A 23938-nucleotide genomic window follows, 5' to 3' on the forward strand; every position below is an offset into this window, starting at 1 on the left:
ACAAGGGGCGGGCCACCCATGGCAGCCCGCCCCGTGACCGGTGCGTCCGGAGGTCGTCCCGCCTGATCCTCAGTAGCGGTAGTGCTCCGGCTTGTACGGGCCCGCGACATCGACGCCGAGGTACTCGGCCTGGGCCTTGGTCAGCTCGGTCAGCTCGACGCCGAGAGCGTCCAGGTGCAGTCGGGCGACCTTCTCGTCGAGGTGCTTGGGCAGGGTGTAGACGGCGTTCTCGTAGTCACCGGTCTTGGTGAAGAGCTCGATCTGGGCGATCGTCTGGTTGGCGAAGGAGTTGCTCATGACGAAGCTCGGGTGGCCGGTCGCGTTGCCGAGGTTCATCAGCCGCCCCTCGGACAGGACGATGATCGAGCGGCCGTTCGGGAAGGTCCACTCGTGCACCTGCGGCTTGATCTCGGTCTTGATCACGCCCTCCGTGCGGGCGAGACCGGCCATGTCGAGCTCGTTGTCGAAGTGACCGATGTTGGCCACGATCGCCTTGTCCTTCATCCGCGCCATGTGCTCGGCGGTGATGACGTCGAAGCACCCGGTGGTCGTGACGAAGATGTCGCCCTCGTCGACCACGGACTCCAGCCGCGCCACCTGGTAGCCCTCCATCGCCGCCTGCAGCGCGCAGATCGGGTCGACCTCGGTGACGACCACGCGGGCACCCTGGCCGCGCAGCGACTCGGCGCAACCCTTGCCGACGTCGCCGTAGCCACAGACCACGGCCACCTTGCCGCCGATGAGGACGTCGGTGGCCCGGTTGAGCCCATCGACCAGGCTGTGCCGGCAGCCGTACTTGTTGTCGAACTTGGACTTGGTCACCGAGTCGTTGACGTTGATCGCGGGGAAGATCAGCTCACCGGCCTCGGCGAGCTGGTAGAGGCGGTGCACCCCGGTGGTGGTCTCCTCGGTGACCCCCTTGATCCGCTCGCTGATCGTGGTCCACTTCTGCGGGTCGGCCTCCATCCTCCGGCGCACGAGCGCCTTGAAGACACCGAACTCCTCGGAGTCGTCCTCGCTGTCCGGCGGGACCTGGCCGGCCTGCTCCCACTCGCGCCCCTTGAGCACGAGCATCGTCGCATCGCCGCCGTCGTCGAGGATCATGTTCGGACCCTGCTCGCCGTCCTCGGCGGGCCAGGTGAGGATCTGCTCCGTGCAGTCCCAGTACTCCTGCAGGCTCTCGCCCTTCCAGGCGAAGACCGGGACCCCCTTGGGGTCCTCCTCGGTGCCGGAGCCGACCACGACGGCCGCGGCGGCCTCGTCCTGGGTGGAGAAGATGTTGCAGCTCGCCCAGCGCACCTGCGCGCCGAGGGCGACGAGGGTCTCGATGAGGACCGCGGTCTGCACGGTCATGTGCAGCGAGCCGGCGATCTTCGCGCCGGCGAGCGGCTGGCTCTCCCCGAACTCCTCACGCAGGCTCATCAGGCCCGGCATCTCGTGCTCGGCGAGACGGATCTGGTGCCGGCCGGTGGCGGCCAGGCTGAGGTCGGCGACCTTGAAGTCGAAAGACAAGGGTGGTTCTCCTGAGTCGGTTCGGTGGGCCCGGCGCGCCCCGTCTGGGTCTCCTCGGTCATCACCGGCACCGGCCGCGGACCAGTCTAGAGGAGGGTCAGGTCGGTCAGTGCGAGCTCGCACCCTCGGCCCTGGCCTCGGCGCTCACCCCGTGCTTGTCCTTGCCGAAGGGGAGGACGTGCCAGATCGCGACGAGGACGGCGCCCCAGGCGAGGCCAAGGAGGAAGGAGAAGAAGGTGTTGGTCAGCCAGCCCAGCACCCCGCCGAGCGCACCGGTGGCCCCGGCGACCTGCTCCTCGAGGTGGTGCACCCACTCGTAGGGCTGCGGCAGCCAATGGGTCTCCTCGAGGCCGACGAGGATGATGTGCCCACCGACCCAGAGCATCGCGACGGTGCCGATGACGCCGATGGCGGCGAGCACCTTCGGCATCGCCTTGACCATCCCCTGACCGAGCGTCTCGGTCAACTCTTTCTGGGCGAGGTGCAGCCCGACGTCGTCCATCTTCACGATGAGCGCGACCACCCCGTAGACGGCCAGGGTGATGAGCACCGCGACCACGGCGAGGATGACCGCGCGCGAGACGAAACCCTCGTCGGCGACCTCCTTGAGCGCGATGATCATGATCTCGGCCGAGAGGATGAAGTCGGTGCGGATCGCGTTGGAGGTCACCTCGTCCTCCTGGGCCGATGCATCCCCCTTCGACGCGACCGGCTCGGCGTGCCCCTCGTCGTGCCCGGAGATCTTGCCCCAGATCTTCTCCGCACCCTCGAAGCACAGGTAGGAGCCGCCGAGCATGAGGATGGGGCTGATCAGCCCGGGCACGAACTGGCTGAGCAGCAGCGCCGCGGGCAGGATGAAGATCAGCTTGTTGCGGATGCTCCCGATCGCGATCTTCTTGATCATCGGCAGCTCGCGGCTGGGGTCGACCCCCTCGAGGTACTGCGGGGTGACCGCGGTGTCGTCGACGACGACGCCTGCCGACTTCGCGCTCGCACGTCCGGCAGCGGCGGCGACGTCGTCGACGCTCGCGGCCGCGAGGCGGGCCATCGCGGCGATGTCGTCGAGAAGCGCGAAGAGACCGCCGCTCACGAGCGGACCCTCACAGCAGAGGCGAAGAGGTCAGCAGGCACGGGTGCAGGTTACCGGCAGACGGCCGGCCCTGCGGTCAGCCCGGGGTGCCCGTGCTCTCGGTGACCGTCTCGGCGACCCTCATGTGCTCCAGCAGACCGAGGAGCGCGTTCTCCACCACCTCGGTCAGCGCGGGGTGGATCCAGTACTGGCCGCGGGCGACGTCGACCAGCGGCGTGCCCAGAGCCATCGCCTGGATGAGCGGCTGGATGAGCACCGAGGCCTCCGGGCCAATGAGGTGGGCACCGAGCAGGCTCGAGGTGGAGCGGTCGCCGACGAGGACGCACCGACTGGAGGTGTCCTCCATCGCCCAACCGTAGGCCGTCGAGCCGTACTCCTGGACGTGGGTGCACACGTCGTGACCGGCAGCCCTGGCCTGCTCGCTCGTCAGGCCCACGCTCGCGATCTGCGGGTGGCTGAAGACCGCTGCCGGCACGGCGTCGTGATCGAACGGGAGCAGGTCCTCCGGGTGCGCGAGGTTGTGGGCGACCACTCGGGCCTCGTGGTTGGCGACATGCTTGAGCATGTACGGCGAGCTCACGTCGCCCAGCGCCCAGACCCCCTCGGCGCTCGTCCGCCCGAACTCGTCGACGACGACGCTCCCGTCGTCGCCGACCTCGATCCCGGCCCGGTCGCAGTCCAGGCCGGGCGTGCTCGGCGCGCGGCCGGTGGCGACGAGGACCTCGTCGGCCCGCACCTGCGAGCCGTCGCTCAGCATGGCCGTGATCCCCCCTTCGTCCTGGCGAAGGGAGGTGACCTCGGCCCGGGTCCGAAGGTCCCACTGGCGGGCCGCGGCCTCGGTGAAGAGCTCGCTGACCAGCCCTTCGTTGCTCGTGAGCATCCGGGAGTCACGGACGACGACCGTGACCTCGCTGCCCAGCCCGGCGAAGACGTGAGACATCTCTGCGGCGATGAAGCCGCCGCCGACGACGAGCAGCCGGGCGGGCAGGTCCGGCAGGCGCATGATCGTGTCGGAGGTGTGGAAGCGCACCCCGGACTCGGCGATGACGGGCGGGATGACCGCGTGGGCACCGGCGGCGACGACGATGGTGTCGGCGGTGACCTCCACCTGCTCCCCGTCGACGTCGACGACCAGCGTCCGGGGGCCGGTGAACCGGGCGTGCCCGCGGTAGAGGGTGGTCTCCTCCCCCTCGCGCCGGTAGCGCTCGCCGTCAGCCGCGATCGGGTCGATCCGCCCGAAGATCCGGTCGCGGATCGCCGGCCAGTCGGCCCCCTCGAAGCGGGTGTCGATGCCGAGGCGGGCGTTGCTCCGGGCCTCGACGGCTCGGTCGGCGGGCAGGACGAACATCTTCGTCGGGATGCACCCGACGTTCAGGCAGGTCCCGCCGAAGTGCGGTCCGCCCTCGATGACGGCGATGTCCCGGTCGGCGAGCTCCTCGGTGACGAGGGAGTTGCCGGAGCCGGACCCGATGATGACGATGTCGTGATGAGGCACGGGCGCCGGTGCTCCTAACGGGTCGGGCGGGCTTCGTCGACGAGGAGCACGGGGATGCCGTCGTCGACGCGATAGGCCAGGGCACACTGCTCGCTCGTGCAGACCAGCTCCGGGCCGGCGGGGCCCTCATCGTCGCGCAGGGTCGCCCGGCACGCCGGGCAGCGGAGGATCTCCCGCAGCCACGGCTCGATCGCTGTGCTCATCTTTGTCTCTCCTTCGTCACGGGCGAAGGGGTGAGAGCTCACCCCTTCGTCGGCCGGGCCACCCGGTCCCTCAGCCGCGCACCTGCGCGAGGACGGCGTCACGGACCTGTTCCATCGTCTCAGCATCGGCCGCCTCGACGTTGAGCCGCAGCAGCGGCTCGGTGTTGCTCGGCCGGAGGTTGAACCACCACATCGGTCCGGCGTCCGGGCGGTGGGTGATCGTCATGCCGTCCAGCTCGTCGACGACCGCGTCCGGGTACCGGCCGGTGGCCCACTCCCGGACGCGGGCGGTCACGCCGGCGGCGTCGTCGACGGTCGAGTTGATCTCGCCGCTCGCGGCGTACCGGTCGTAGGGCGCCATGACCTGCGACAGGGGCGCCTCGCCCTCCCCCAGCGCGGCGAGCACATGCATGGCTGCCAGCATGCCGGTGTCGGCGAACCAGAAGTCGCGGAAGTAGTAGTGCGCGGAGTGCTCACCGCCGAAGACGGCGTCGCTCTCGCTCATGACCGCCTTGACGAAGGAGTGACCGACACGGGTCCGCACCGGGGTGGCACCGGCCTCGGCCACGATCTCGGGCACCGCGGCGGAGGTGATCGCGTTGTGCACGATCCGCACCTGCGCCGGCTCCCGCCCACGCTCGACCTCGCGGGCGATCTCACGGGTGGCGATCATTGCGGTGATTGCGCTGGCGCTGACCGGCTCGCCGCGCTCGTCGACGACGAAGCACCGGTCGGCGTCGCCGTCGAAGGCGATGCCGATGTCGGCTCCGGTCTCCCGCACGCGGGCCTGGAGGTCGACGAGGTTCTTCGGGTCGAGCGGGTTCGCCTCGTGGTTGGGGAAGGTGCCGTCGAGCTCGAAGTACATCTCGTCGATCTCGAGCGGCAGCGGCTCCAGCCCACCCGCGGCGCCCAGTACTGCGGGCACGGTCAGTCCGGCCATGCCGTTCGCGGCGTCGACGACGACCCGCAGGGGCCGGCTCGCCCTGAGGTCGACCAGCTCGCGCATGAAACGCGCGTACTCGCCCGTGAGGTCCCGGTCGCTGACCGAGCCGGGCTCACCCCCTTCGCCTGCGCCGCCCCGCTCGAGGTGAGCCTCGGCGATCTCTCTGATCCGACTCAGACCCGAGTCCTGACCGACCGGACGCGCACCGGCCCGGCAGAACTTGATGCCGTTGTACTGCGCCGGGTTGTGGCTGGCGGTAAACATCGCACCAGGAGCCCCGAGGAGGCCGCTGGCGAAATAGAGACCGTCGGTGCTCGCCAGCCCGATCCGCACGACGTCGACGCCCCGGGAGGTGATCCCCTCGGTCAGGGCCGAGACGAGCTCCGGCGACGAGGGACGCATGTCGTGGCCCACGACGACCGACGGAGCGCCCTCGGCCTCGGCCACCACCTGCGCGAAGGCAGCCCCGAGCGCACGGACGACGTCCGCGTCGAGCTGGTCCGGGACGAGCCCACGGACGTCATAGGCCTTGACGAAGGGAGAGAGGTCGACCTGCACGCGCTCAAGGGTAGTTGCCGGGTCAGCTGGGGTCCCGCAGGACCCGGAGGTGCCCGCGGCGACCCTCCTCGCGCACCCCGCTGGACTCCTCGTCCTCCCGGGAGACCGGCGCCGGTCGGCGGGCGTCGTCGGGGCGGCGACGGACGACCTCGGCGAGCGCCACAAGGTCGTCGTGCGAGCTCGGGGCGGGCGCGCCCCGGTCGAGCCGGACGACCTCCCAGCCGCGCGGGACGGTCAGCCGGTCGGCGTGGTCGTCGCACAGGTCGTAGGCGTGCGGCTCCGCGTAGGTGGCGAGCGGACCGAGGACGACCGTGGAGTCGGAGTAGACGTAGGTCAGAGTCGCCGACGCGCTGTGCGGGCAGGCCGCTCGGGAACACAGACGGGAGACACTCACGGCGGCCAGGTTAGTGGGGGCCGGGCCCAGATGGCGCACCGGCGCGCCGCTCGCCCCGACCCTGCCCGCACTGCGACCCTGGTGCGATGGGCGCGACGCGGGACCGGCACGGTCGGGGGCGGCGTGGCCCGGTCGCCTGGCCGGCCCTCCCGCTGATGCTCACCCGCTCGGAGCAGTTCGACGGCCACGTCGTCGATGCCCTGCGCCGGTACCGCCCCACGCTGGGGCGCCTCTGGGACCACGTCGAGGTAGCCGTCGAGGAAGTACCACCTGGTGATCCCGCACCCTGGGAGGACGGCCCGGCAGTGGCCCGCCTGTTCCCGGCCGAAGGGGGACTCCCGCACCGGATCGTCGTCTACCGGCGACCGGTGGAGTCGCTCGCCGCTCGCCAGGACGACCTCGTCGCCGTGCTGGACCTGCTCATGGCCCAGCACGTCGCGGCGATCCTCGGCGTCGACGTGGAGGACATCGACCCCGAGCTCGGCTAGTCGTCGCTTGTGCGCATCTCAGGGCCGCGGCACGACGTCGACGCTGCGCTCGGTGACCCGGGCGGGGAGCAGCGGCGCGCTCGAGAGGGCGGCCGTATCCCCGTCGGGGATCGCCGTGACCGCGGCGTGGACCGCGGCGTCAGACTCTTGGCGGAGCCAGACCGCCTCGGCACCGTCGAGCGAGATCTCGGTGCTCCGCTCGGCGTCGACGCTCACCTGACGCGTGCTCGCCTCTCCCCCTTCGGCGGTGGTCACCGACACCTCCGCCGCCTCTCCCGGAGCGGTCAGCACCAACCGTCGGCCCGCGGTGTCGAGCTCGGGCAGCGAGGCACCGACCAGGTCTGCGGCGGCCGGTGCGGCCACGGTCCACGCGAGGTCACGACGGTCGTCCTCGACCGGGCCGAGCACCTCCGCCGCAGCAACGACCGGTTCATCGCTCGTCAGCTGCACCGCCCTCACCTCCGGCCCATCGGGCAGCTCGACGCTCCGGAAGCTGCCCGCCGGGATGGTCTCCACCCCGACCGAGCGCGCCGTCTCCGACTCCACCGAGCGCACCGTGACGATGGCGTCTCGACGACCCGGTGCGGCGACGACGAGGCGCGCCTTCTCCCCCTTCGGAACTCCGGCGAGGACGACGCTCGAGCTCGGGTCGGCCGTCGGCGGGACCACCTCGAGCCCGGACGGGCTCAGCCCGTCGACCCACCGGTCGGCCACCCAGGCACCGACCGTCCCCCCGGACGCGCGCACCCGCACCACCTGTGCTTCTGACGAGGTCGAGGTGATGCCGTCGAGCAGCACCGCCTGCCGTCCCGAGGCGGGGACGACGATGTCCTGCCCCGCAGCGGGTTCACTCTGCTCGTCCTCACCCTCGGCCCCGACGACCTCCAGGTCGACCGAGACCGCGTTGTCGCCCGGGTTGACGAGCAGCAGTCGCTCCTGCCGTCCGGCCTGCCCGCCGCCGGCGACCAGCCAGTGCTCGGCTGCCGCGGTGAGGCACGGTGTCGTGGCCAGGCCGGCGACGTCGTCGGAGTCCGCGCTCGAGAGCTGCGCAGCCACCAGCCCCGGCGCCTGCTGACCGGTAGCGGTGACCCGGGCGCCGTCCGGGTGACGGCGATCGTCCTCTGCCCGGCCCGACTCGCCCGTCGTGGTGGACCCGTCCTGCATCGGCGCCAGCACGAGCTCACCCTCATCGGCAGGAGGGCGGATCAGCTCTTCCACGACCGACCGGTCCAGGGCACGCGCCGACGTGCCGACCCGGGTCTTCACGTCCTCGAGCCCATCGACCCCCGCGAGCGGATCACCGGGGCACACCAGCTCTGCCTGCTCCGCCACGGCCACACCGGTGGACACGCCCGGCTGCTGCTCGTCAGCCGGGCGGTGCGCCGCGGTGCCACCCCCGACCACCGCTGCCGTCGCCACGAGGACGGCGGCGCGCCGCCACCTCATCGGGACACCACCGGCTCCGCTCGCCGTTCGGTCGGGAGCGCCAGGTAGAGCGCCAGCAGCAGGACCACCAGCTGGACGAGCTTCCATATCCGGTGCCCGTCGCCGAGGTCGACGCTCACGGACTCGGTCCCCTCGGGCACCGCGTAGGTGGGCATCGAGCTGCGGGTGTCGAGGACCAGCGGCTCACCGTCAGCCTCGACGAGCGCGTGCTCGGTCCAGTCCAGGCTCTCCGCGATGACCAGCTGGCTGTCGGCGGGCACGGCGGGCAGCTCGACGGACGCTGCGTCGCTGTGATCGCCGAGCCCGGCGAGGAAGACCTCACCGTCCTCTCCGACGAGCCGGGCGCGAGAAGGTGTCGAGTCCTGCGCCGCCGTGGGACGGACCGCCCAGGTCACGTTGCCGGCGCTGGCGCCCAGGCGCCGCAACCCCGGCGCCGCGTCAAGGGCAGCCGCGTCCTCGGCCGTGGGCTCCTGGGCGACGACGTAGCCGACCCCCCACGCTCCGAGCGCCTGGTCCACGGGCTGGTCGAGCTCGGGCCCCACGCCGAGCAGCGCCGCGACGATCTGTGCTACCCCTTCGTCCGACGGCGCGGTGGGCAGGTCGCGGACGAGGTCGGACGGCTCGCGACCCACGAGCTGGTAGGAGATCTCGCCGGGACGGCTGTCGAGGACGAGCGAGCGCCCCGACCGCAGGCTCTCGGCGTCCGCGACGGCCACCTGCGGTCGCGGCTCGCGCCAGGTCGTCAGCTCCTCGCCGAAGCTCTGCTGCGCGACGAGGACCACCGACGCCGCGACCCCGACCGCGAGGACCAGCGACGGGACGGTGCGAACCACCGACCAGATCCGCGACCTCGCGGCCGGCCACGCTGAGACGCTCAGCCCGGCGAGGGTGAGCACCCCGAGCGCGAGGACAAGCCCGCCCAGGCCCGGCCACGGGTGCATCGGCATCCCGGCCTCGGGCGCACCGGGAGGGACCTCCCCGAGGCCGACGAAGGGGGACCCGACGGCCATAGCGGTCCCCACGAGGACGGCAAGTCCCGCACCCCACGCCAGCGGGCGCCTCGCCCAGAGCAGACCGAGCACGGCGAGCACCGCGACCGGCAGGTACCAGTAGAGCGGGATCTCGCCCGGTCCACCGGGCGCCGCTGCCGCGAGCCGCCATGCCTGCGGGCTCTCGCCGACCCGCAGGGCACCCCATCCGGTGAGCAGCCGGGCCGGGTCGTCGCGCAGGGTGAGCAGCCAGGGCCCGACGAGGATCGGCGGGAGAAGGAGCAGCGCCGCGCCGCGGAGCCGTCGTGGGGCCGAGCCGAGGAGCAGCAGACCGAGCCCGACGAGCAGCACCGGAACAGCCAGCATCGGCATCAAGGAGGCGAGGACCGCCGCCCAGAGGGCGGTGCGGACGCTGTCGCTGAAGGTGCCCGACGCCCGGCACGCCCGGGCCAGCCCCGCGCCGATGCGCGGCAGCAGGATGAGCGCGACGAGCGGCCCGACCCGGCCCTGGCCCGCCGCCGCGGCCGCGACCGGTGTCGAGACCCACCCCAGGGCGAGCACGAAGCGCACCCATCGCGACCCGGTGACCACGCGTGCGGCGCGGTAGGCGACGACCGCGGCCAGGGGAAGGGCGCACAGGACCACCATGGCCAGCGCTACCCCGGCCGGCGAGTCGAGCCGACCGAGTCCGGGCACGTGCTCGACGAGCCAGGTCAGCCCCGCGAGGATCAGATAGGCCGGGCTGCGCTCGGTGGCGGCGCCGACCCCGCCGCCGTTCCATGCGTCGCGCCACATCGCGAGCAGCGACGTCGACGTCGCCCGCCCCCCGAGCAGCTCGCCACCGACCAGCCCGGCGTCGAAGCGGTGACGTAGCTCGCCGGTGATGTTCCGGCCCGCCCAGGCCGCCATCCCCACGGCAGCGATCACGAGGTAGGGCACGGGGCTGAGCAGGGCCGAGGCTCGGTCGGGCTCGAGCTCGCGTGCTCCCACTGCGCTGCGTGAGTCGTGCCCGCGCAGGTCGTCGAAGGAGCGCTGCCACGCCGCGCCGCGGGTCACGAAGAGGGAGTCCAGGTCCGCGCGGTCGACCAGCGCCGTGCCACCTCGGTGGCGAAGGGAGCGGACCGTGCGCGGGTCCAGCGACCCGCGGACGAGGGCGAGCCGCTCCCGACTCTCCCGGGGGCGCTTGAGCAGCAGCAACGACAGCGCGGCGAGGAGCCCGAGGACCGCCCCGCCGACCGCTCGGAAGGGGTAGGCCCACCAGGGGCCTCGTGCGAGCGCCGTGCGACGCGCCTGGGCGCGGTGAGCGAGCCCGGGGCGGACCTCGTCGGGCGAGGGCGCCACCCCGATCCGAGCCCGAGGGGCGACGACCACTCGGCGGCCCGTCCGCTGGGCACGCCACCCGAGGTCGAGGTCGGCTCCGAGGTCGCCGAGGCGCAGGTCGTGCCCGCCCAGGGCGAGGTAGGAGTCACGGTCCACGAGCAGACCCTCGAGCGGACCGGCGACGGCGTCGACCATGCCGTCGTGCTGCCCTTGGTCACGCTCGCCGAGCTGCGGGGTCGGCACGAGTACGCCGGCCCGGGTCACCTGCAGGCCCTGGCGGACGAGGACGGCGCGGTCCTCGACGTCGACGAGCTTGGGCGTCGCCATCGCCACGCCGCGCCCCATCACCGCCAGCAGCTCGCGCAGCGCCTCGGGCTCGGGCACGCACCGCGAGCTGAGGAACCAGAGGAGGTCGCGCCGACCCGTGTGCTCACGCAGGTCCTCGACCACCGCTTGAAGGCTTCGCCGCGGATCGGCCGAGCCGCTGCCCCGGGAGCTCTGGACGGAGATCCCCGCCGCGACCGCGGGCCGGTAGAGCTCGTCGAGCTCGTCGAGGCCCTGCTCGGAGACGTCGACGACGACGAGGCGCTCGGGCGGCTCGACCTGCGCGGCGAGCGCGGCTACGGCGAGCTCGGTCCCGGGTCGGGTCCGCGCGAGGAGGATCGCGGACACCACCGGCGAGGTCTCGGCCGCACGGCGCGATGGTGAGGACGAAGGGCGCGAGGTCGCCAGGTCCGTCGGGGCGGGGCTCACGAAGAACTGGTCAGACGGCGCGCTTCTTCAGCTTGCGTCGCTCGCGCTCGGACAGACCCCCCCAGATACCGAAGCGCTCGTCGTTCGCGAGGGCGTACTCGAGGCATTCCTGCCGGACCTCGCAGCCCACGCAGACCTTCTTCGCCTCGCGCGTCGACCCGCCCTTCTCCGGGAAGAACGCCTCCGGATCGGTCTGGGCGCACAGCGAGCGCTCCTGCCACGAGAGCTCTTCTTCGTCATCCCCGACCGGGGTGAGCTTGATCAGGTCGTGCATTGACCCTCCTCGATGTCTCGCACTCGACCCGCGCGATCTCTCGCGCCTCTGATGCCTGTTCACCCCGCACGAGGCGGGAGAGACATCACCGGAATTACACGCGTGTGATCCGCGATCCGTCAAGCCGGAAGCGGCGAACGGTCGCCCGCTCGCGCCTGCGAGACTGGCCCGATGCGCCTCACCGTGCTCGCCGCAGGACACCGCTGCGCCCCCTTCGTCACCGCCCTGGTCCACGAGCCCGACGTGCTCGAGCCGACGGTGGTCGTCGGCACGGGCGACGAGCTGACCCATCTGGGGTTGCGGATCTCGCCGACGGCCGACACGGTCATCGACTCCCTCGTGGGACGCGCGGGCCCGCACGGGGCGAGCGTGGACGGAACCCTCGCCCAGCTGGACCTGACGAGCTGGGTCGACCTGCCGGACTCCCGGGTCGGGGTGCACCTCGCCCGCAGCACCTGGCTCGCCCGCTCGGTCCCGCCGAGCGAGGTGCTCGCCCGGCTCGCCCACGGCGCTGGCGTGCCTGCGACGGTGCGGCTGCTCCCCGCGACCGAGAGCCCGGTCGAGACGCACGTGGTCCTCGACAGCGGCGACGGGGACGCCCCCCAGGCCGCGGTGCACCTGAGGGAGTGGCGCGAACGACTCGGCCAGCGACCCGAGCCGGCACGAGTGGTCGTCGCCGGCCTGGACCAGGCCGCGCCCGCGCCGGGGGTGCTGGACAGCATCCGCGGGGCGGACGCGGTCGTGCTGGCCCCCGCCGACCCGTTGCTCGACCTGGGTGCCGTCCTCGGCGTGCCGGGTGTCCGCGATGCGCTGCGCGGGACCGGCGCACCGGTCGTCGTGCTCGGTCCGGAGCTGCTCGGCCCCACGCCCGGGCTCTCCGTGGCGGATCTGCCCGACGGCCCCGCTGGCGCCGCCCGCCTCTACCGGGACATCGCGGACGTCTGGGTCACGAGCGAGGACGCCGACGATCTCCCCCCGTCGCTGCGGTCGGTCCGGGCTACCTCCGCCGATCCGAGGGAGGTGGCCCGAGCGGCCGTGGAGGCCCTCGGGGCGCGACCCTGAGCGCCGACCCCCGCTAGAAGCGCGTCGGCAGGTGCGTCGGGAGCGTGCGCCGCGGACCGCGCCGGGGAACCTGGCCGCCGGCGGCCGTGACGATGCGGCACGCCCGGTGCCGGTGACCGGCGTAGGGCACGAGCAGCCGCGCGAGGTCGTCGTCGTCGCCGATCTCTCCGGTGAGCGCCAGGGTGACGTTCCGGGCGAGGTGGTAGTCGCCGAAGCTCACCGCGTCGGCGTCGCCGAGCGCCCGCTGCGCCACCTCCGCCGCCGTCCACACCCCGACACCAGGCAGTGCCCGTAGCCGTCGGCGGGCGTCGACGGGAGCGAGGTCGGCGCACTCCTCGACCCGCCCGGCGGCCCGCGCCACCGTGACCACGACCCGGCTGCGGGCCGAGTCGACCCCGGCGCGCAGCCACGCCCACGACGGGACGAGAGCCCAGCCGCGGGCGTCGGGTGGGCAGACCAGCCCGAGGCGCTCGCCCGGCCCGGGTGCCGGGCACCCGTAGCGTCGGACCAGCTGCCGGTAGGACGCGAAGGCCTCGCGCCCGGTCACCCGCTGCTCCAGCGCAGCACACACGAGCGCCTGGAGGACCAGGCGTGAGGCGGGGACGCGGTACCCCGACCAGGACGGCCAGGCGCGGGCGACGAGGTCGTGCGAAGGGGTGAACCCGGCTGGGTCGTCCCGCCCACCAAGGAGGTCGGGCAGAGCCTCGAGGAACCACTCGGCGCCAGGCCCCCACGCGCTCGCCTCGACCTGCTGGCGGGAGGCAAGGCGGGCCGTGACCGGGCCTGACGGCGTGGTCCAGGCCAGCCACCATCCGTCGGGTCGGCGAGCAGAGGTCGGGTCGCCGGCGCCGCGGCGGAACGGGCCCAGTACGCGGTCGAGGTCGACCGGGTCGCTCAGGCCGGCCGGCTGGTGCCGACGGGTGAGCTCCACGTCACCTCTTGCGGAAGGTGAGCAGGATGAAGGTGTAGTCGAGGTCGACCCGCTTCCAGTGCACCGGGCGCTCGGGGTGGCGCAGCGCCGCGTCGTCGAGCTCGCCGACGAGATCGAGCTCGTAGCGATCGGCCAGGGTGACGAGCTCGCCGACCTCGGACGGCGAGAAGATGTGCACCGGCGAGCCGTAGATCTGCTTGCCGGTCGTGTCCGGGGGCGACTCGTCGTAGTCGGTCGAGACGACGAGGACCCCCCCGGGGCGCAGGATGCGCGCCGACTCGCGCACGAAGGCTTCGAGCGGGACCCCGTGCTCGATCACCGACATGCAGGTGATGGCGTCGAGGTGGGCGTCTGGCAGGCCGGTGTCAGTGACGTCGCCGTGGCGGAAGACGACACCGTCCCGCGTCACCACTCGACCGAACTCGAGGTTGATGCCGAGCAACGACCCTGGGAGCGAGCCGAGCCCGTAGAGCCGCAGCCAGGGCAGCACCGGCGAGTACCGGGCGCTGCCGGCATCCATGACCTTGGCCGTGCGTGAGCCGTCGTCTGCGAGCGAGAGCACCGCCCCGACCGCACCGAGGGCGTCCCAGTTCTTCGGCAGGTCCCGGTGCAGCGGGAGCCGCAGGCGCTTGGCCTCGGCCACCGCCGCGCGCCACGTCGCAGTGTCCTGCAGGACCGCGGTCGGGGGCACGGCTGTCGGTGCCGGCCGGCCGCCGCCGACGCCCTTGCCCGCCTCGAGCCGGCGCTGGGCCGCGACCCGTCCCCAGAGCACTCGTTCCGCGATCCGTTTCGCCGCGGCCAGCGCGGCGCCGCCGGGAGGAGCGGCCACCTGGGGCTCGCGGCCGGCGGGGTGAGGCGGTGTCCTAGCCATGAGGGTCAACTGTACGTTCTGGCAGCAGGTGATGTGCTCGTGCCCAGAGCCATCCGATCGCGGCCCAGGCGACATCGGCGACGACGGTGTAGAAGCGCGCGACGACGACCACTGCGGTCGCCGCGGCGAACGGCATCGCCGTCGCGAGCAGGACGATCATCACCCCGTCGCGCACGCCGACCCCGGCCGGCATGATGACGGTGAACATGCCGATGCCCGCCGCGAGGAGATACCCGCTCACGCTGATCAGGACCAGGTGGGCCGCGTCGGCGTCGGCGTCGGCCACCGACTGGGCCAGGACCCAGACCGAGGCGCCCCCGGCGAGCCAGGAGAGGGTGAACCACAGCGTCGAGAGACCGATCGCCGGCAGCGTGAGGTCCTGCCCGAGCGGTTCACGGCGCAGCATCCGGAAGAGCAGCCGGATCGCGCGGTTGAGCACTGGTGGCCAGAGCGCGAGGAGCAGCCCCCCGATCACCGCGGCGAGGAACCACCCGGGCAGCTGCGCCTCCCCTCGGGTGACCAGGGCGGGCAGCGCCGGCAGCCCGGCAACCATCCCGCAGAGGGCTGACAGGGCGATGGTGATCAGGCCGACGACGGCGGTCCGCCGCCGGGGAATGCCGAGCTTGTGCGCCATGTCGGCCTGGACCACGACCGACCACACCGACCCGGGGAGGTACTTGCCCAGCTGGCCGACGAAGAACACTCCGGACGCGGGGGCAAGGTGCAGCCTGGATCCGAGGTCGGCCAGGAGGACCCGCCACCCGAGGACCGTGAGGACCGGGGAGATCATCGCGAGCAGCAGCGCCAGGGCGAGGGTCCCCACACCGATCTGGCGGAAGGAGCCGGACACCTCGTCCCAGTTGCGAATCAGCGCCCACGCCACCGCAAGGGTCACGAGGACGAGGAAGGCCATGCGGACCGCGTCCATCAGCCGTTTGCGCGGGGAGCGCTCCGCCGACCTTGACGGCCGAGCGGAGGTCATCGGCGTCGCAACGTCAGTCGGACCACGGCGTAGGCGTCGCTGGACTCCCGGTCGGCGGCCGTCGCATCGGCCGCGTGCCGGATCTGCTCGGTGATGTCTCCGTCCAGGTCACCGACGAGGGCCAGTCCGGCGTTGTCCGACCGGGCGAGCACCGCGCGCAGGTCCGCGGGACTGACGGAGTCCGCGTGGTCGCCACCGACCGCGACGGTCAGCGACAGGACGCCACGTGAGCGCAACGCCCAGGAGGCCTGGGTGACGATCTCGTCGAGGTCGGAGCCGTCGGCACCCCCTGGGTGCAGGGCCACGATGACGTCGAGGCTGGCGGTGTCCAGGTCGACGACGTCGATGCTGGAGCGCGACCCTGCGTGCTCGACCTCGACCGGCGCGTACCCCAGCGTCCGAGCCCAGCGGGCGAAGGGGGATCCCGGGCCGGAGAGGTCGAGGACCGTGGCGGAGCGGCGCCGGTCGCCGTGCACGGCGACCAACGTCTCCAACGCCCCCAGCGCCGCCCAGGCCGCGACCGGATCCGGGCGCCCTGGCAGGTCGAGACGCCGGGCGAGGTCGCGGGCGCGGGTCGCCTGCTCGTCCGCGGCGAGGACATCGGTCGGGCGCACCCAGTCGGGGAAGTCCCTCGGCGTCAGCTCGAGCACCGGGACCCTGCGGCGAACCGAGGCCCGGCCGAGATCCTTCACCGCGCGCGCCGCGCGCCTCCCCAGGCTCGACGGTGAGGTGGTCACCCCTTCGCCGGGCTGGGGGACCGCGACGGCTCCGTGGTCGGCGACCGCCTCGAGGGTGCCGACGTACCGCGCCCAGGGGCCGCTGAGGTCTGGCTCCCGGACACCCGCGCGCAGCCGCTCGACCGCGCCGGGATCGGCCAGCGTGCGCAGGGCCGCCTCGATCGCGTCCTCGTCCCCCGGGGGGACGAGCAGACCGTCGACCCCGTCGCGCACCTGGTCGGCGAAGGTGCCGACACGCGAGGCGAGGACGGGCAGACCGTGCCGGTGCGCCAGGAGGACGTTCTGCGAGGCGGTGGCGCTGCGGTAGGTGAGAGCAAGGACGTCGTGCCGGGCGAGCAGCTCGGCGATCCGCTCGGCCGGGACGTAGCCCGGATGGATCTCGACGCGGTCTCGCAGGCGGGGGTCGGCCGCCAGCTCACGGATCGTCGTGCCGGCGTCACCCCACATCTCCCCGGCGACGGTCAACGACACCTCCGGGACATTGGTCATCGCCCGCATGAGCACGTCGATGCCCTTGTAGCCGCGCACCAGCCCCAGCGCGAGCAGCCGGGCCGGACCCTCATGGCGCTCGCGCCGGACCGGTGCCCCGCCGGGCAGGTGGGCGGGCAGGTCGGTGACGACGACGTGTGCGGCGTCGAGCTCACGGGCCAGACGGGCCTGGTCTGCGGAGTGCACGATGACGGCGTCGACCCGACGGAAGAACGCGCGCATCAGCCGCGAGTCACCGGGATGCGGCTCGTGCGGCAGCACGTTGTGGGCGATGACGACGCTGCGCGGGCCGTGCCCGGTGCTGGACGTGCGCCCCGCCCCCGCGGCGCGCAGGAGGAGCAGGTGCAGAGGCACCACGGGTGGGATCACGTGGACGACGACGATGACGTCGGCCCCCTGCAGCTCACGCCCGGCCCGCACCAGGGTGTCCGGTCGAGCCCAGGAGAGCCGGTGCTCGGTGCCCGGGAAGGGCTCGACGTCGGGGCCTCCACCCGGCACGGACTGCTCCCCCGGGTAGAGCAGGCTCGGGTAGAGATGGGTCCACGAGACGAGCCGCACGTCGTGGCCCGCCGCGGCGAGCTCGTGGGCCAGGGTGGTGGTGTGGCTCGCCACACCACCCTTGTACGGATGCGTCGGGCCGACGACGGCGACCCGCAGGGCCTGCTGACTCATCGCGCCTAGGACGAGTCGCGCGAGCGCACGAGCAGGTCCGCCATCAGCGCCAACGAGCCGATGAGGATCCCGCTGACGATGAGCAAGATGGTGCTGGCCGGGAAGTAGAAGGGGTGGCGCACCATGTCGACGACGAACTTCACCGCACCGATGAGGACCAGCCACAACGCCGGGGGCATGAGGACCCGTAGCGGGTCGAAGTACATCACCATGCGCAGCACCTGGAGGATGTACCGGTACGCGTCGCCGAAGAACTTGAACTTGCTCTTGCCCGCACGCTTGAAGTACTCGGTCTCGACGTACTTGATGTCGTGCTGGTTCATCAGGAAGGCCAGCGTGATCGTCGTGACGCAGGAGAACCCCGGTGGCAGCAGCCGGAGGTACGGGAGCGAGACCGAGCGGCGGAAGGCTCGCAGCCCGGAGTTCAGGTCCGGGATGCGCTGACGGCTCAACCACTCGGCGATCTTGCGGATGACGAACTTGGCGGGCACCCGCGCCCACTTGTGCGTGCCCTGCTCGGTGGTCCGCGCGCCCACGACCTGGTCATAGGAGTCGTCCTCGACGAGCGTGCGCACCAGCTCGGGGATGCGCTCGTTCTCGTAGGTCATGTCGGCGTCGGTCCACACGACGATCTCGCCGCGCGCCTCCTGGGTGCCGATACGCCGCGCCGTCCCCGACCCGCCGTTGCGGCGGAAGGCGAGGATGCGCATCTGCGGGTAGGTCGCAGCGGCGCTGGTCAGCACCGCCAGGGTGTCGTCGGTGGAGGCGTCGTCGATGCACAGCAGCTCGTACTCGAACTCGCTGTCGTCCATCACCGCGCTGATCCGCTCGAGCTCGAGGAGGACGTGCTCCCCCTCGTTGTAGCAGGGGAGCACGATGGTCACCTGTGGGTCGCCCGGTCTGCGGTCGATCGGCTCCCGGACGCCGACGTGCTCCACCGCCGGGTGACGGTGGCGGCGGTCACCGCCCACCGCAGACGTCACCGGGTACTCCTCCCGGGGCGTGACCGATCCCGTCGTCGGCTGCGGCGTCCCGGGTGAACCGGTCGCCTGGTGCGGGGGCTGGGTGGGCTCGCTCATCTCGTGAGTGAGGGTATCCCCCGTGAGCGCGGCCGGCCGCATCCGCTGCGGCCTCAGCGCGCCGGGACCAGACCGGTCCAGACCTGGATCGCCAGCTCGGTGGTGCCATCGGGACGCTCGGTGAGGATGCGCATGTCCTCGGACACCGTGACGTCGACCGCGAGGTCGATGGCCTCCGCGTCGACGACGTCGAGGGAGGACTGCCCCCGGGCGGCGACGAGCAGCACCGACCCACCGTCGGCGCGCACCCGGCCCGCCAGCTCGTCCAGGGCTGCGCGCAGCTTGTCGGGACGCTCCCGCAGCGACCCCTCGACGGCCAGCGCCGGCACCCCGCACATGCCGCGGGTGACCTGAGGCCACTGGTTGAGCGCCCAGTCGTCCACGGCCACCACCAGGGTGGCGTCTCGGCGCTCGATCTCCTCGCAGTACTCGTCGACGGCAGCCAGGCTCCCCACCTCGACCCGCTCCGCCCGGTGGGGCCAGGTCGACTCACCGACCCCGGCGGCGGCGAAGGTGATGACGGCGAGCACCGCCAGGCCCGCCTGGACCCTGCCCGCCGGGGTGCGGGTGCGTTCGCGCCAGAGCCAGGCCGCAGCGGCGACGACGAGCACGAGGACGAGCGGGAGCACGATGAGCAGCCGACGGTCGGCCCACGGGTGGTCCGGGGTGATCCCGGGACGCCACAGCGTCAGCAGGCTCGACCCGGTGGCGACGAGCAACGGCGCGGCCCAGACCGGGATCGCCGTCGCCGCACCGCTCGTCCACACCCGACCCAGGCGGTACGCGAGGACGGCCAGGCCGACGATCGCCACCACCAACGGCACGACGCCGACCCACCAGGACAGCCACTCCACCGAGTGCTCGGCGTAGGTGCGACCTCCGTCGACCGGCAGGCCCTGCTCCGCCTGCATCCGTGCGACGTACATCGCGCCGGGGTCGCGCGGGTCCTGCCGGACCGTCATGAAGAGCGGCCGGGCCGCCAGCACCGCTCCGACCGCGAGGACGGAGACGGCCAGGCCCACCGGCAGGGCCCTGGAGAGTCGATCGGGCAGGCGCCACCCGCCCTGGGCGCGTCGCAGGAGCCACCAGCACAGGAGCGACATGAGCAGGACCAGACCGACGAGCGGGACGAGCGAGCCGGCGATCTCGCCGAGGTAGCGCCAGCTCATCACCCCGGCCACGGCGAAGCCGACAGCGGTGGACGCCCCGGCCGCGACGATGAGCTCCCGCCCCCAGCTACGACCGCGGGCGAGGAGCAGCGCCGCGACCGGTACGAGCAGCATGGTCTCGCGCAGTGCGTCGATGCGCACGATGGTGGTGCCGCCGACGAGCACACCGGCGAGCAGCGCAGTGCGGGCTGCCCGCGATCTCCGCTCGGCGAGCTCCGAGACGGCCACTGCGGCCCTCCGGTGCTCCGACCGCGCGGTCGCGAGAGCCAGGGCGAGGAGGCCCCCGGCCAGGGTGAGACCGGCAAGCGGCTCGGAGTAGGTGCTGCGCGCGGTGTGCAACCAGGGGAAGCACGCGCCGATGAGCACCACGGCCGGCGCCGCCCACCACCGACCGACGGCCGCGGCGACGAGCAGACCGAGGCCGAGCAGCGCCAATCCCCCGACCAGAGCCGGGGCGACCATCGCCGCTCGCGCCCCGCCCAGCCACCAGGGCAGGGAGTACACCAGGGCCGGGCCGGGCATGAACTGAGGCTGCACGGACGGGTCCTCGCTCGACCCGATCTCGTAGAAGGCCGGCGACTCGAGGGTGAGGCCGCCCACCTCCAGCGTCTGCGACCCGCCGACCTCGCTCGGATCGACCGGGACAGGACGCTGGCCGGTCTGGGCCAGCTGGACCGTGGCCTGGAAGTAGCTCGCCGAGTCGCGTCTGGGCAGCACCTGCTCGCTGCTTGTGAGGGCCGTCCAGACGGTGACGGCGAGCACCGCCAGGACGAGCATCGCGGCTGACCCGCGGGTTATCGGCACGTGGGGCAGGCGACGGGTGAGCCGGACCGCCAGGGCGAGGGCCACCAGCGCGAGGACCCACCCGACGACCGGGGTCCAGGCCCCGAGGAGGGCGACCACCGAGCCCGCGAAGCCGACGACGACGAGCCACAGGGCGCCGACGAGCACCGTGCGGGTCAGCACCGCGCCCGACCGCGAGGCACCGCCATCGACGTCGCCCCCATCGCCAGGGGTCACGAGCGGGGAGGTCACGGCGACACGGTATCCGTGCCGGGCCGTCGGACCGTCCGTGGCACCGTGGACCCGTGACGACGACCACTCCCGCCGAGCTCCTCCCTTCGCTCCTCTCGGCCGACCCGGGCCGCCCGAGGATCACCTGCTACGACGACCTGCCCGGACCGACGGCCGGCGAGCGGGTCGAGCTGTCGGCCGCCGTGCTGGACAAGTGGGTCGCGAAGGTCGGCAACGCCCTGCAGGAGGAGTGGGACATCGGCCCCGGCAGCCGGGTCGCGCTGCGGGCCGCCCCCCACTGGCGCTCGGTCTACTGGGCGCTCGGCGTGTGGCGCATCGGGGCCACCCTCCTCGTCGACGGCTCCGCCGATGCCGACGACGTCGACCTCATCGTCACCGACGACCAGCCACCGGCGGACGCCGGCGCCGCCGTGGTCTACCTCACCCGCGCATCGCTGGCTCGTACGGCCGACATCGCCCTTGCCCCGGGTGTGGTCGATGAGGCTGCGGAGCTGTCGGGATACGGCGACCACCTCGACCCGTGGGAGACCCCCGATGACGACCACGAGGCCCTGGTCTCACCGCGCCTGGCGGCCCGCTACCTCGACCTGGTGACGGTCAGCTCCCAGCAGTGGCCAGGGTTGCACCGGGGGGCGCGGCTCGACCTCGCCCCCGCCTCGACCCACGATCTGCTCACCGCCGTCGTCGCGACCTGGTCGGTGTCCGGCTCGGTCGTCGTCCACCTCGGTGAGACCGACCCGCAGGTCCGGTCCGGCCGCGCCCGCAGCGAAGGGGTGGACGCCAGGCTCTAGCGTCCGGTCCCCCTTCGCCGCGGTACCGGGCGTCAGCCCGCGCGCTTGACCTGGTCGCGCTCGAGGGCCTGCCAGGTCAACGACCCGACCACGCCGTTGCGGGACAGGTGGTGACGCTGCTGGAGGGCGCGGACCGCGCTCTGCGTCGCGGGACCGAAGACCCCGTCGGCGGTGATGCCCAGCGACCGCTGCAGCATCCGCACGGCCGGTCCGGTCGAGCCCTCGCGCAGCACCGTGCTCCGGTAGGCAAGCAGCGGGTGAGCGGCGCTCTCGAGCTCGTCCCAGGTGCGCTCGTCGGCGACGCCGGTCACCTTGAGGTCGTGCATCTGCTGGAACCGCTTGACCGCCTGCTCGGTCGCGGAACCGTAGACCCCGTCGACGGCCAGCCCGCCGAGCGCGCGCTGCAGCGCCTTCACCGAGGCTCCGCGAGAACCCTTCGCCAGGACCGTGGACTTCCACCGCGAGAGATCGGTCGTGCTGGACACCGTGGACACGCCCGGCGCCCCCGTGCGGCCGGCCGATCGACTGGCAGCCGTGCTCGAGCCAGCGGACCCGGACAGCGCCTTCCATGTGCTCGGCCCGACGACACCGTCGACCCACAGCTTCTTCTCCTCCTGGAAGGCCCGCACCGCAGCAGCCGTCTTGGACCCGAAGACCCCGTCGACCTCGATCCCCAGCGCCTTCTGCACCGCCCGGACCGCCTCGCTGCGCGCACCCTGCGCCAGCACCGTCGAGGACCACCGCCCCAGATCAGCACCAGACCCCGAGCCGGCGTCCTTGTCCTTCTCGTACTTGTCCTTGTCGCTCGAACCGCTCCCGCTGGAGCCAGCGGACCCGGACAGCGCCTTCCACGTGCTCGGCCCGACGACACCGTCGACCCACAGCTTCTTCTCCTCCTGGAAGGCCCGCACCGCAGCAGCCGTCCCCGACCCGAAGACCCCGTCGACCTCGATCCCCAGCGCCTTCTGCACCGCCCGGACCGCCTCGCTGCGCGCACCCTGCGCCAGCACCGTCGAGGACCACCGCCCCAGATCAGCACCCGACCCCGAGTCGGAGTCCTTGCCCTTGTCGTCCTTGTCCTTGTCGCTCGAACCGCTCCCGCTGGAGCCAGCGGACCCGGACAGCGCCTTCCACGTGCTCGGCCCGACGACACCGTCGACCCACAGCTTCTTCTCCTCCTGGAAGGCCCGCACCGCAGCAGCCGTCCCCGACCCGAAGACCCCGTCGACCTCGATCCCCAGCGCCTTCTGCACCGCCCGGACCGCCTCGCTGCGCGCACCCTGCGCCAGCACCGTCGAGGACCACCGCCCCAGATCAGCACCCGACCCCGAGTCGGAGTCCTTGCCCTTGTCGTCCTTGTCCTTGTCCTTGTCGGCCGTGTCCTTGTCCTTGTCGGCCACGACGGAGCCGTCGAGGGCGCGCCAGGTGTTCGGTCCGACGACACCGTCGATGCCGAGCTTCTTGCTCTTCTGGAAGGCCGAGACCGCCGCCGCGGTCTGCTCGCCGAAGACCCCGTCGACCGTGATCCCCAGCGCCTTTTGCAGCGCCTCGACCGCCGCTCCGGTCGAGCCGAGGCGCAGGGTCTGCGAGAAGTAGTCCGCGAGCACGCCGCTCGGAGCGTCCGGAGTCGTCGTGGAGGTGTCTCGTGAGGGCGCCTTGCCCTGCGCGATGAGCTTGTCCCACATCGCCGCGGTCACCGTCCCACTTGCGGGAAGTCCGTGGCGGGACTGCCAGGCCCGCACCGCCGCCGCCGTCGCCGGACCGAAGACCCCGTCAGCGGACACCCCGACGGCCCGCTGGACGAGCATGACGTCGGTGCCGTGGTCGCCCTGCTGCAGCGTCGTGTAGCTCGTGGGGACGGTGATCGGCCCCGCGCCCGACCCAGGCGACGTGGTCTCCGAGGTCAACGCCTTCCCGGTCCACCAGGACGTCTTCTGCAGGGCACCGTCCCAGCTGAAGCTGAAGTGGATGTGGTCGGTGTGCGGGCTCGCTCCGCTGTACGCCCGCCACCCCTTGTCCATGCTGTACGCGCCCCAGATCTGGCGGTTCCAGATGATGTACATGATGCCGAAGCGGCGCGCCATCGCGCCCGGGCGACCCTGGCTGTCGGGGGCGACGAGCCAGGCCACCACGGAGTTCGCGACCGCGCGCTCCTGCGCATTGTTGATGTCGAGCATCCAGTCCAGCGCGCGGCCCTCGGAGTGCTCGGTGAGGCCCGAGTTGCAGTTCCGGCTGATGCCGTAGTTCGGCTCCGCGTAGTGGCGTGACATGAGCCTCGCGAAGGCCGTCACCCCGGGCTTGGCGGCGGGGTCGCAGACGGTCTGCGGGTGGTACGACGACGCGATGTCGAGCGCGCCGGGCAGGCCGGGGTTGCTCGGCGGGGCCGGGACGTCGACGGCGGAGCCGGCCTGGGCCAGCACGGGCACGGTCACGGCGGGGGCGAGCAGGGCAGAGAAGACCCGAACGGATCGAGACACACCGTCTCCTTATAGGTGGCACGTAGATGCGACGGCCCGGGGGCAGCCGGCGCGCGGCGACGCCTGCAGTCACTTTCGTCACTGCAGGATCACCGTCCTCACAGTTTCCACACGTCACATGAGGCACGCCAGACCCAGCGGACTAATTACGTCCCTGTTGTTCCTTCCAGCGCGCATC

General features: G+C 72.6%; 19 protein-coding genes. 3 read left to right on the forward strand and 16 right to left on the reverse strand.

The window, feature by feature from the left end; genetic code table 11:
• Window positions 1-69: 69 nt before the first annotated feature.
• The 6 genes from ahcY to FB557_RS04625 form a co-directional block, all read right to left on the reverse strand.
• Window positions 70-1512, reverse strand: a complete 1443-nt coding sequence (gene ahcY, locus FB557_RS04600; protein ID WP_144856119.1) for an adenosylhomocysteinase — start codon at window positions 1510-1512, stop codon at window positions 70-72.
• Window positions 1513-1618: 106 nt separating this feature from the next.
• Window positions 1619-2602 (reverse strand): DUF808 domain-containing protein, encoded by a 984-nt coding sequence (locus tag FB557_RS04605; protein ID WP_144856121.1) that lies wholly within the window; start codon window positions 2600-2602, stop codon window positions 1619-1621.
• A gap of 76 nt (window positions 2603-2678) precedes the next feature.
• Entirely contained in the window at window positions 2679-4097 is a 1419-nt protein-coding gene (locus FB557_RS04610; protein WP_144856123.1) for a mycothione reductase, read from the reverse strand.
• 14 nt (window positions 4098-4111) lie between these two features.
• Window positions 4112-4300 (reverse strand): Trm112 family protein, encoded by a 189-nt coding sequence (locus FB557_RS04615; RefSeq protein ID WP_144856125.1) that lies wholly within the window; start codon window positions 4298-4300, stop codon window positions 4112-4114.
• Window positions 4301-4370: 70 nt separating this feature from the next.
• On the reverse strand, window positions 4371-5801 hold the full coding sequence (locus tag FB557_RS04620) for a phosphomannomutase/phosphoglucomutase (RefSeq protein ID WP_144856127.1): 1431 nt from the start codon (window positions 5799-5801) through the stop codon (window positions 4371-4373).
• Window positions 5802-5823: 22 nt separating this feature from the next.
• Window positions 5824-6195, reverse strand: coding sequence for a DUF3499 domain-containing protein (locus FB557_RS04625; RefSeq protein WP_144856129.1), 372 nt, complete (start codon window positions 6193-6195; stop codon window positions 5824-5826).
• An 86-nt stretch (window positions 6196-6281) separates the two neighbouring features.
• Here FB557_RS04625 and FB557_RS04630 point away from each other — a divergent pair, with 86 nt between their 5' ends.
• Entirely contained in the window at window positions 6282-6683 is a 402-nt protein-coding gene (locus tag FB557_RS04630) for a metallopeptidase family protein (protein WP_246074448.1), read from the forward strand.
• 18 nt (window positions 6684-6701) lie between these two features.
• On the opposite strand, the gene FB557_RS04635 is transcribed toward FB557_RS04630, so the two are convergent.
• From FB557_RS04635 to FB557_RS04645, 3 genes are read right to left on the reverse strand one after another with little or no spacing between them, the layout of a single operon-like run.
• The gene (locus FB557_RS04635; protein ID WP_144856131.1) at window positions 6702-8129 is read right to left on the reverse strand and encodes a DUF5719 family protein; all 1428 of its coding nucleotides are present in this window, start codon (window positions 8127-8129) and stop codon (window positions 6702-6704) included.
• Complete coding sequence (locus tag FB557_RS04640; protein WP_144856133.1) at window positions 8126-11191, reverse strand: glycosyltransferase; 3066 nt, start codon at window positions 11189-11191, stop codon at window positions 8126-8128. Before FB557_RS04640 ends, FB557_RS04635 begins: the two co-directional genes overlap by 4 nt.
• A 10-nt stretch (window positions 11192-11201) precedes the next feature.
• On the reverse strand, window positions 11202-11465 hold the full coding sequence (locus FB557_RS04645) for a WhiB family transcriptional regulator (RefSeq protein WP_144856135.1): 264 nt from the start codon (window positions 11463-11465) through the stop codon (window positions 11202-11204).
• 171 nt (window positions 11466-11636) lie between these two features.
• Between FB557_RS04645 and FB557_RS04650 the strand changes: the two genes are divergently transcribed.
• On the forward strand, window positions 11637-12527 hold the full coding sequence (locus tag FB557_RS04650) for a 2-phospho-L-lactate transferase CofD family protein (RefSeq protein ID WP_144856137.1): 891 nt from the start codon (window positions 11637-11639) through the stop codon (window positions 12525-12527).
• A 13-nt stretch (window positions 12528-12540) separates the two neighbouring features.
• Here FB557_RS04650 and FB557_RS04655 read toward each other — a convergent pair whose 3' ends face one another.
• The 6 genes from FB557_RS04655 to FB557_RS04680 are packed head-to-tail and all read right to left on the reverse strand — an operon-like array spanning window position 12541 to window position 20492.
• Window positions 12541-13458, reverse strand: coding sequence for a DNA-3-methyladenine glycosylase family protein (locus tag FB557_RS04655; protein ID WP_246074449.1), 918 nt, complete (start codon window positions 13456-13458; stop codon window positions 12541-12543).
• A gap of 1 nt (window position 13459) precedes the next feature.
• On the reverse strand, window positions 13460-14329 hold the full coding sequence (locus tag FB557_RS04660) for a class I SAM-dependent methyltransferase (RefSeq protein ID WP_170236191.1): 870 nt from the start codon (window positions 14327-14329) through the stop codon (window positions 13460-13462).
• The gene (locus FB557_RS04665) at window positions 14322-15257 is read right to left on the reverse strand and encodes a lysylphosphatidylglycerol synthase domain-containing protein (RefSeq protein ID WP_246074451.1); all 936 of its coding nucleotides are present in this window, start codon (window positions 15255-15257) and stop codon (window positions 14322-14324) included. Before FB557_RS04665 ends, FB557_RS04660 begins: the two co-directional genes overlap by 8 nt.
• 50 nt (window positions 15258-15307) lie before the next feature.
• Entirely contained in the window at window positions 15308-17209 is a 1902-nt protein-coding gene (locus FB557_RS04670) for a glycosyltransferase family 4 protein (protein WP_144856143.1), read from the reverse strand.
• Between the two features lie 5 nt (window positions 17210-17214).
• The gene (locus tag FB557_RS04675; RefSeq protein ID WP_144856144.1) at window positions 17215-18288 is read right to left on the reverse strand and encodes a glycosyltransferase family 2 protein; all 1074 of its coding nucleotides are present in this window, start codon (window positions 18286-18288) and stop codon (window positions 17215-17217) included.
• 53 nt (window positions 18289-18341) lie between these two features.
• Window positions 18342-20492, reverse strand: a complete 2151-nt coding sequence (locus FB557_RS04680) for a hypothetical protein (RefSeq protein ID WP_144856146.1) — start codon at window positions 20490-20492, stop codon at window positions 18342-18344.
• A 53-nt stretch (window positions 20493-20545) separates the two neighbouring features.
• Between FB557_RS04680 and FB557_RS04685 the strand changes: the two genes are divergently transcribed.
• On the forward strand, window positions 20546-21283 hold the full coding sequence (locus FB557_RS04685; RefSeq protein ID WP_170236192.1) for a TIGR03089 family protein: 738 nt from the start codon (window positions 20546-20548) through the stop codon (window positions 21281-21283).
• Between the two features lie 32 nt (window positions 21284-21315).
• Here the strand turns inward: FB557_RS04685 and FB557_RS14500 are convergent, their stop codons facing one another.
• Entirely contained in the window at window positions 21316-23760 is a 2445-nt protein-coding gene (locus tag FB557_RS14500) for a peptidoglycan-binding domain-containing protein (protein WP_144856150.1), read from the reverse strand.
• Between the last annotated feature and the right edge of the window lie 178 nt (window positions 23761-23938).

This window comes from Marihabitans asiaticum (genome assembly GCF_007828725.1).
Classification (GTDB): Bacteria; Actinomycetota; Actinomycetes; order Actinomycetales; family Dermatophilaceae; genus Marihabitans; species Marihabitans asiaticum.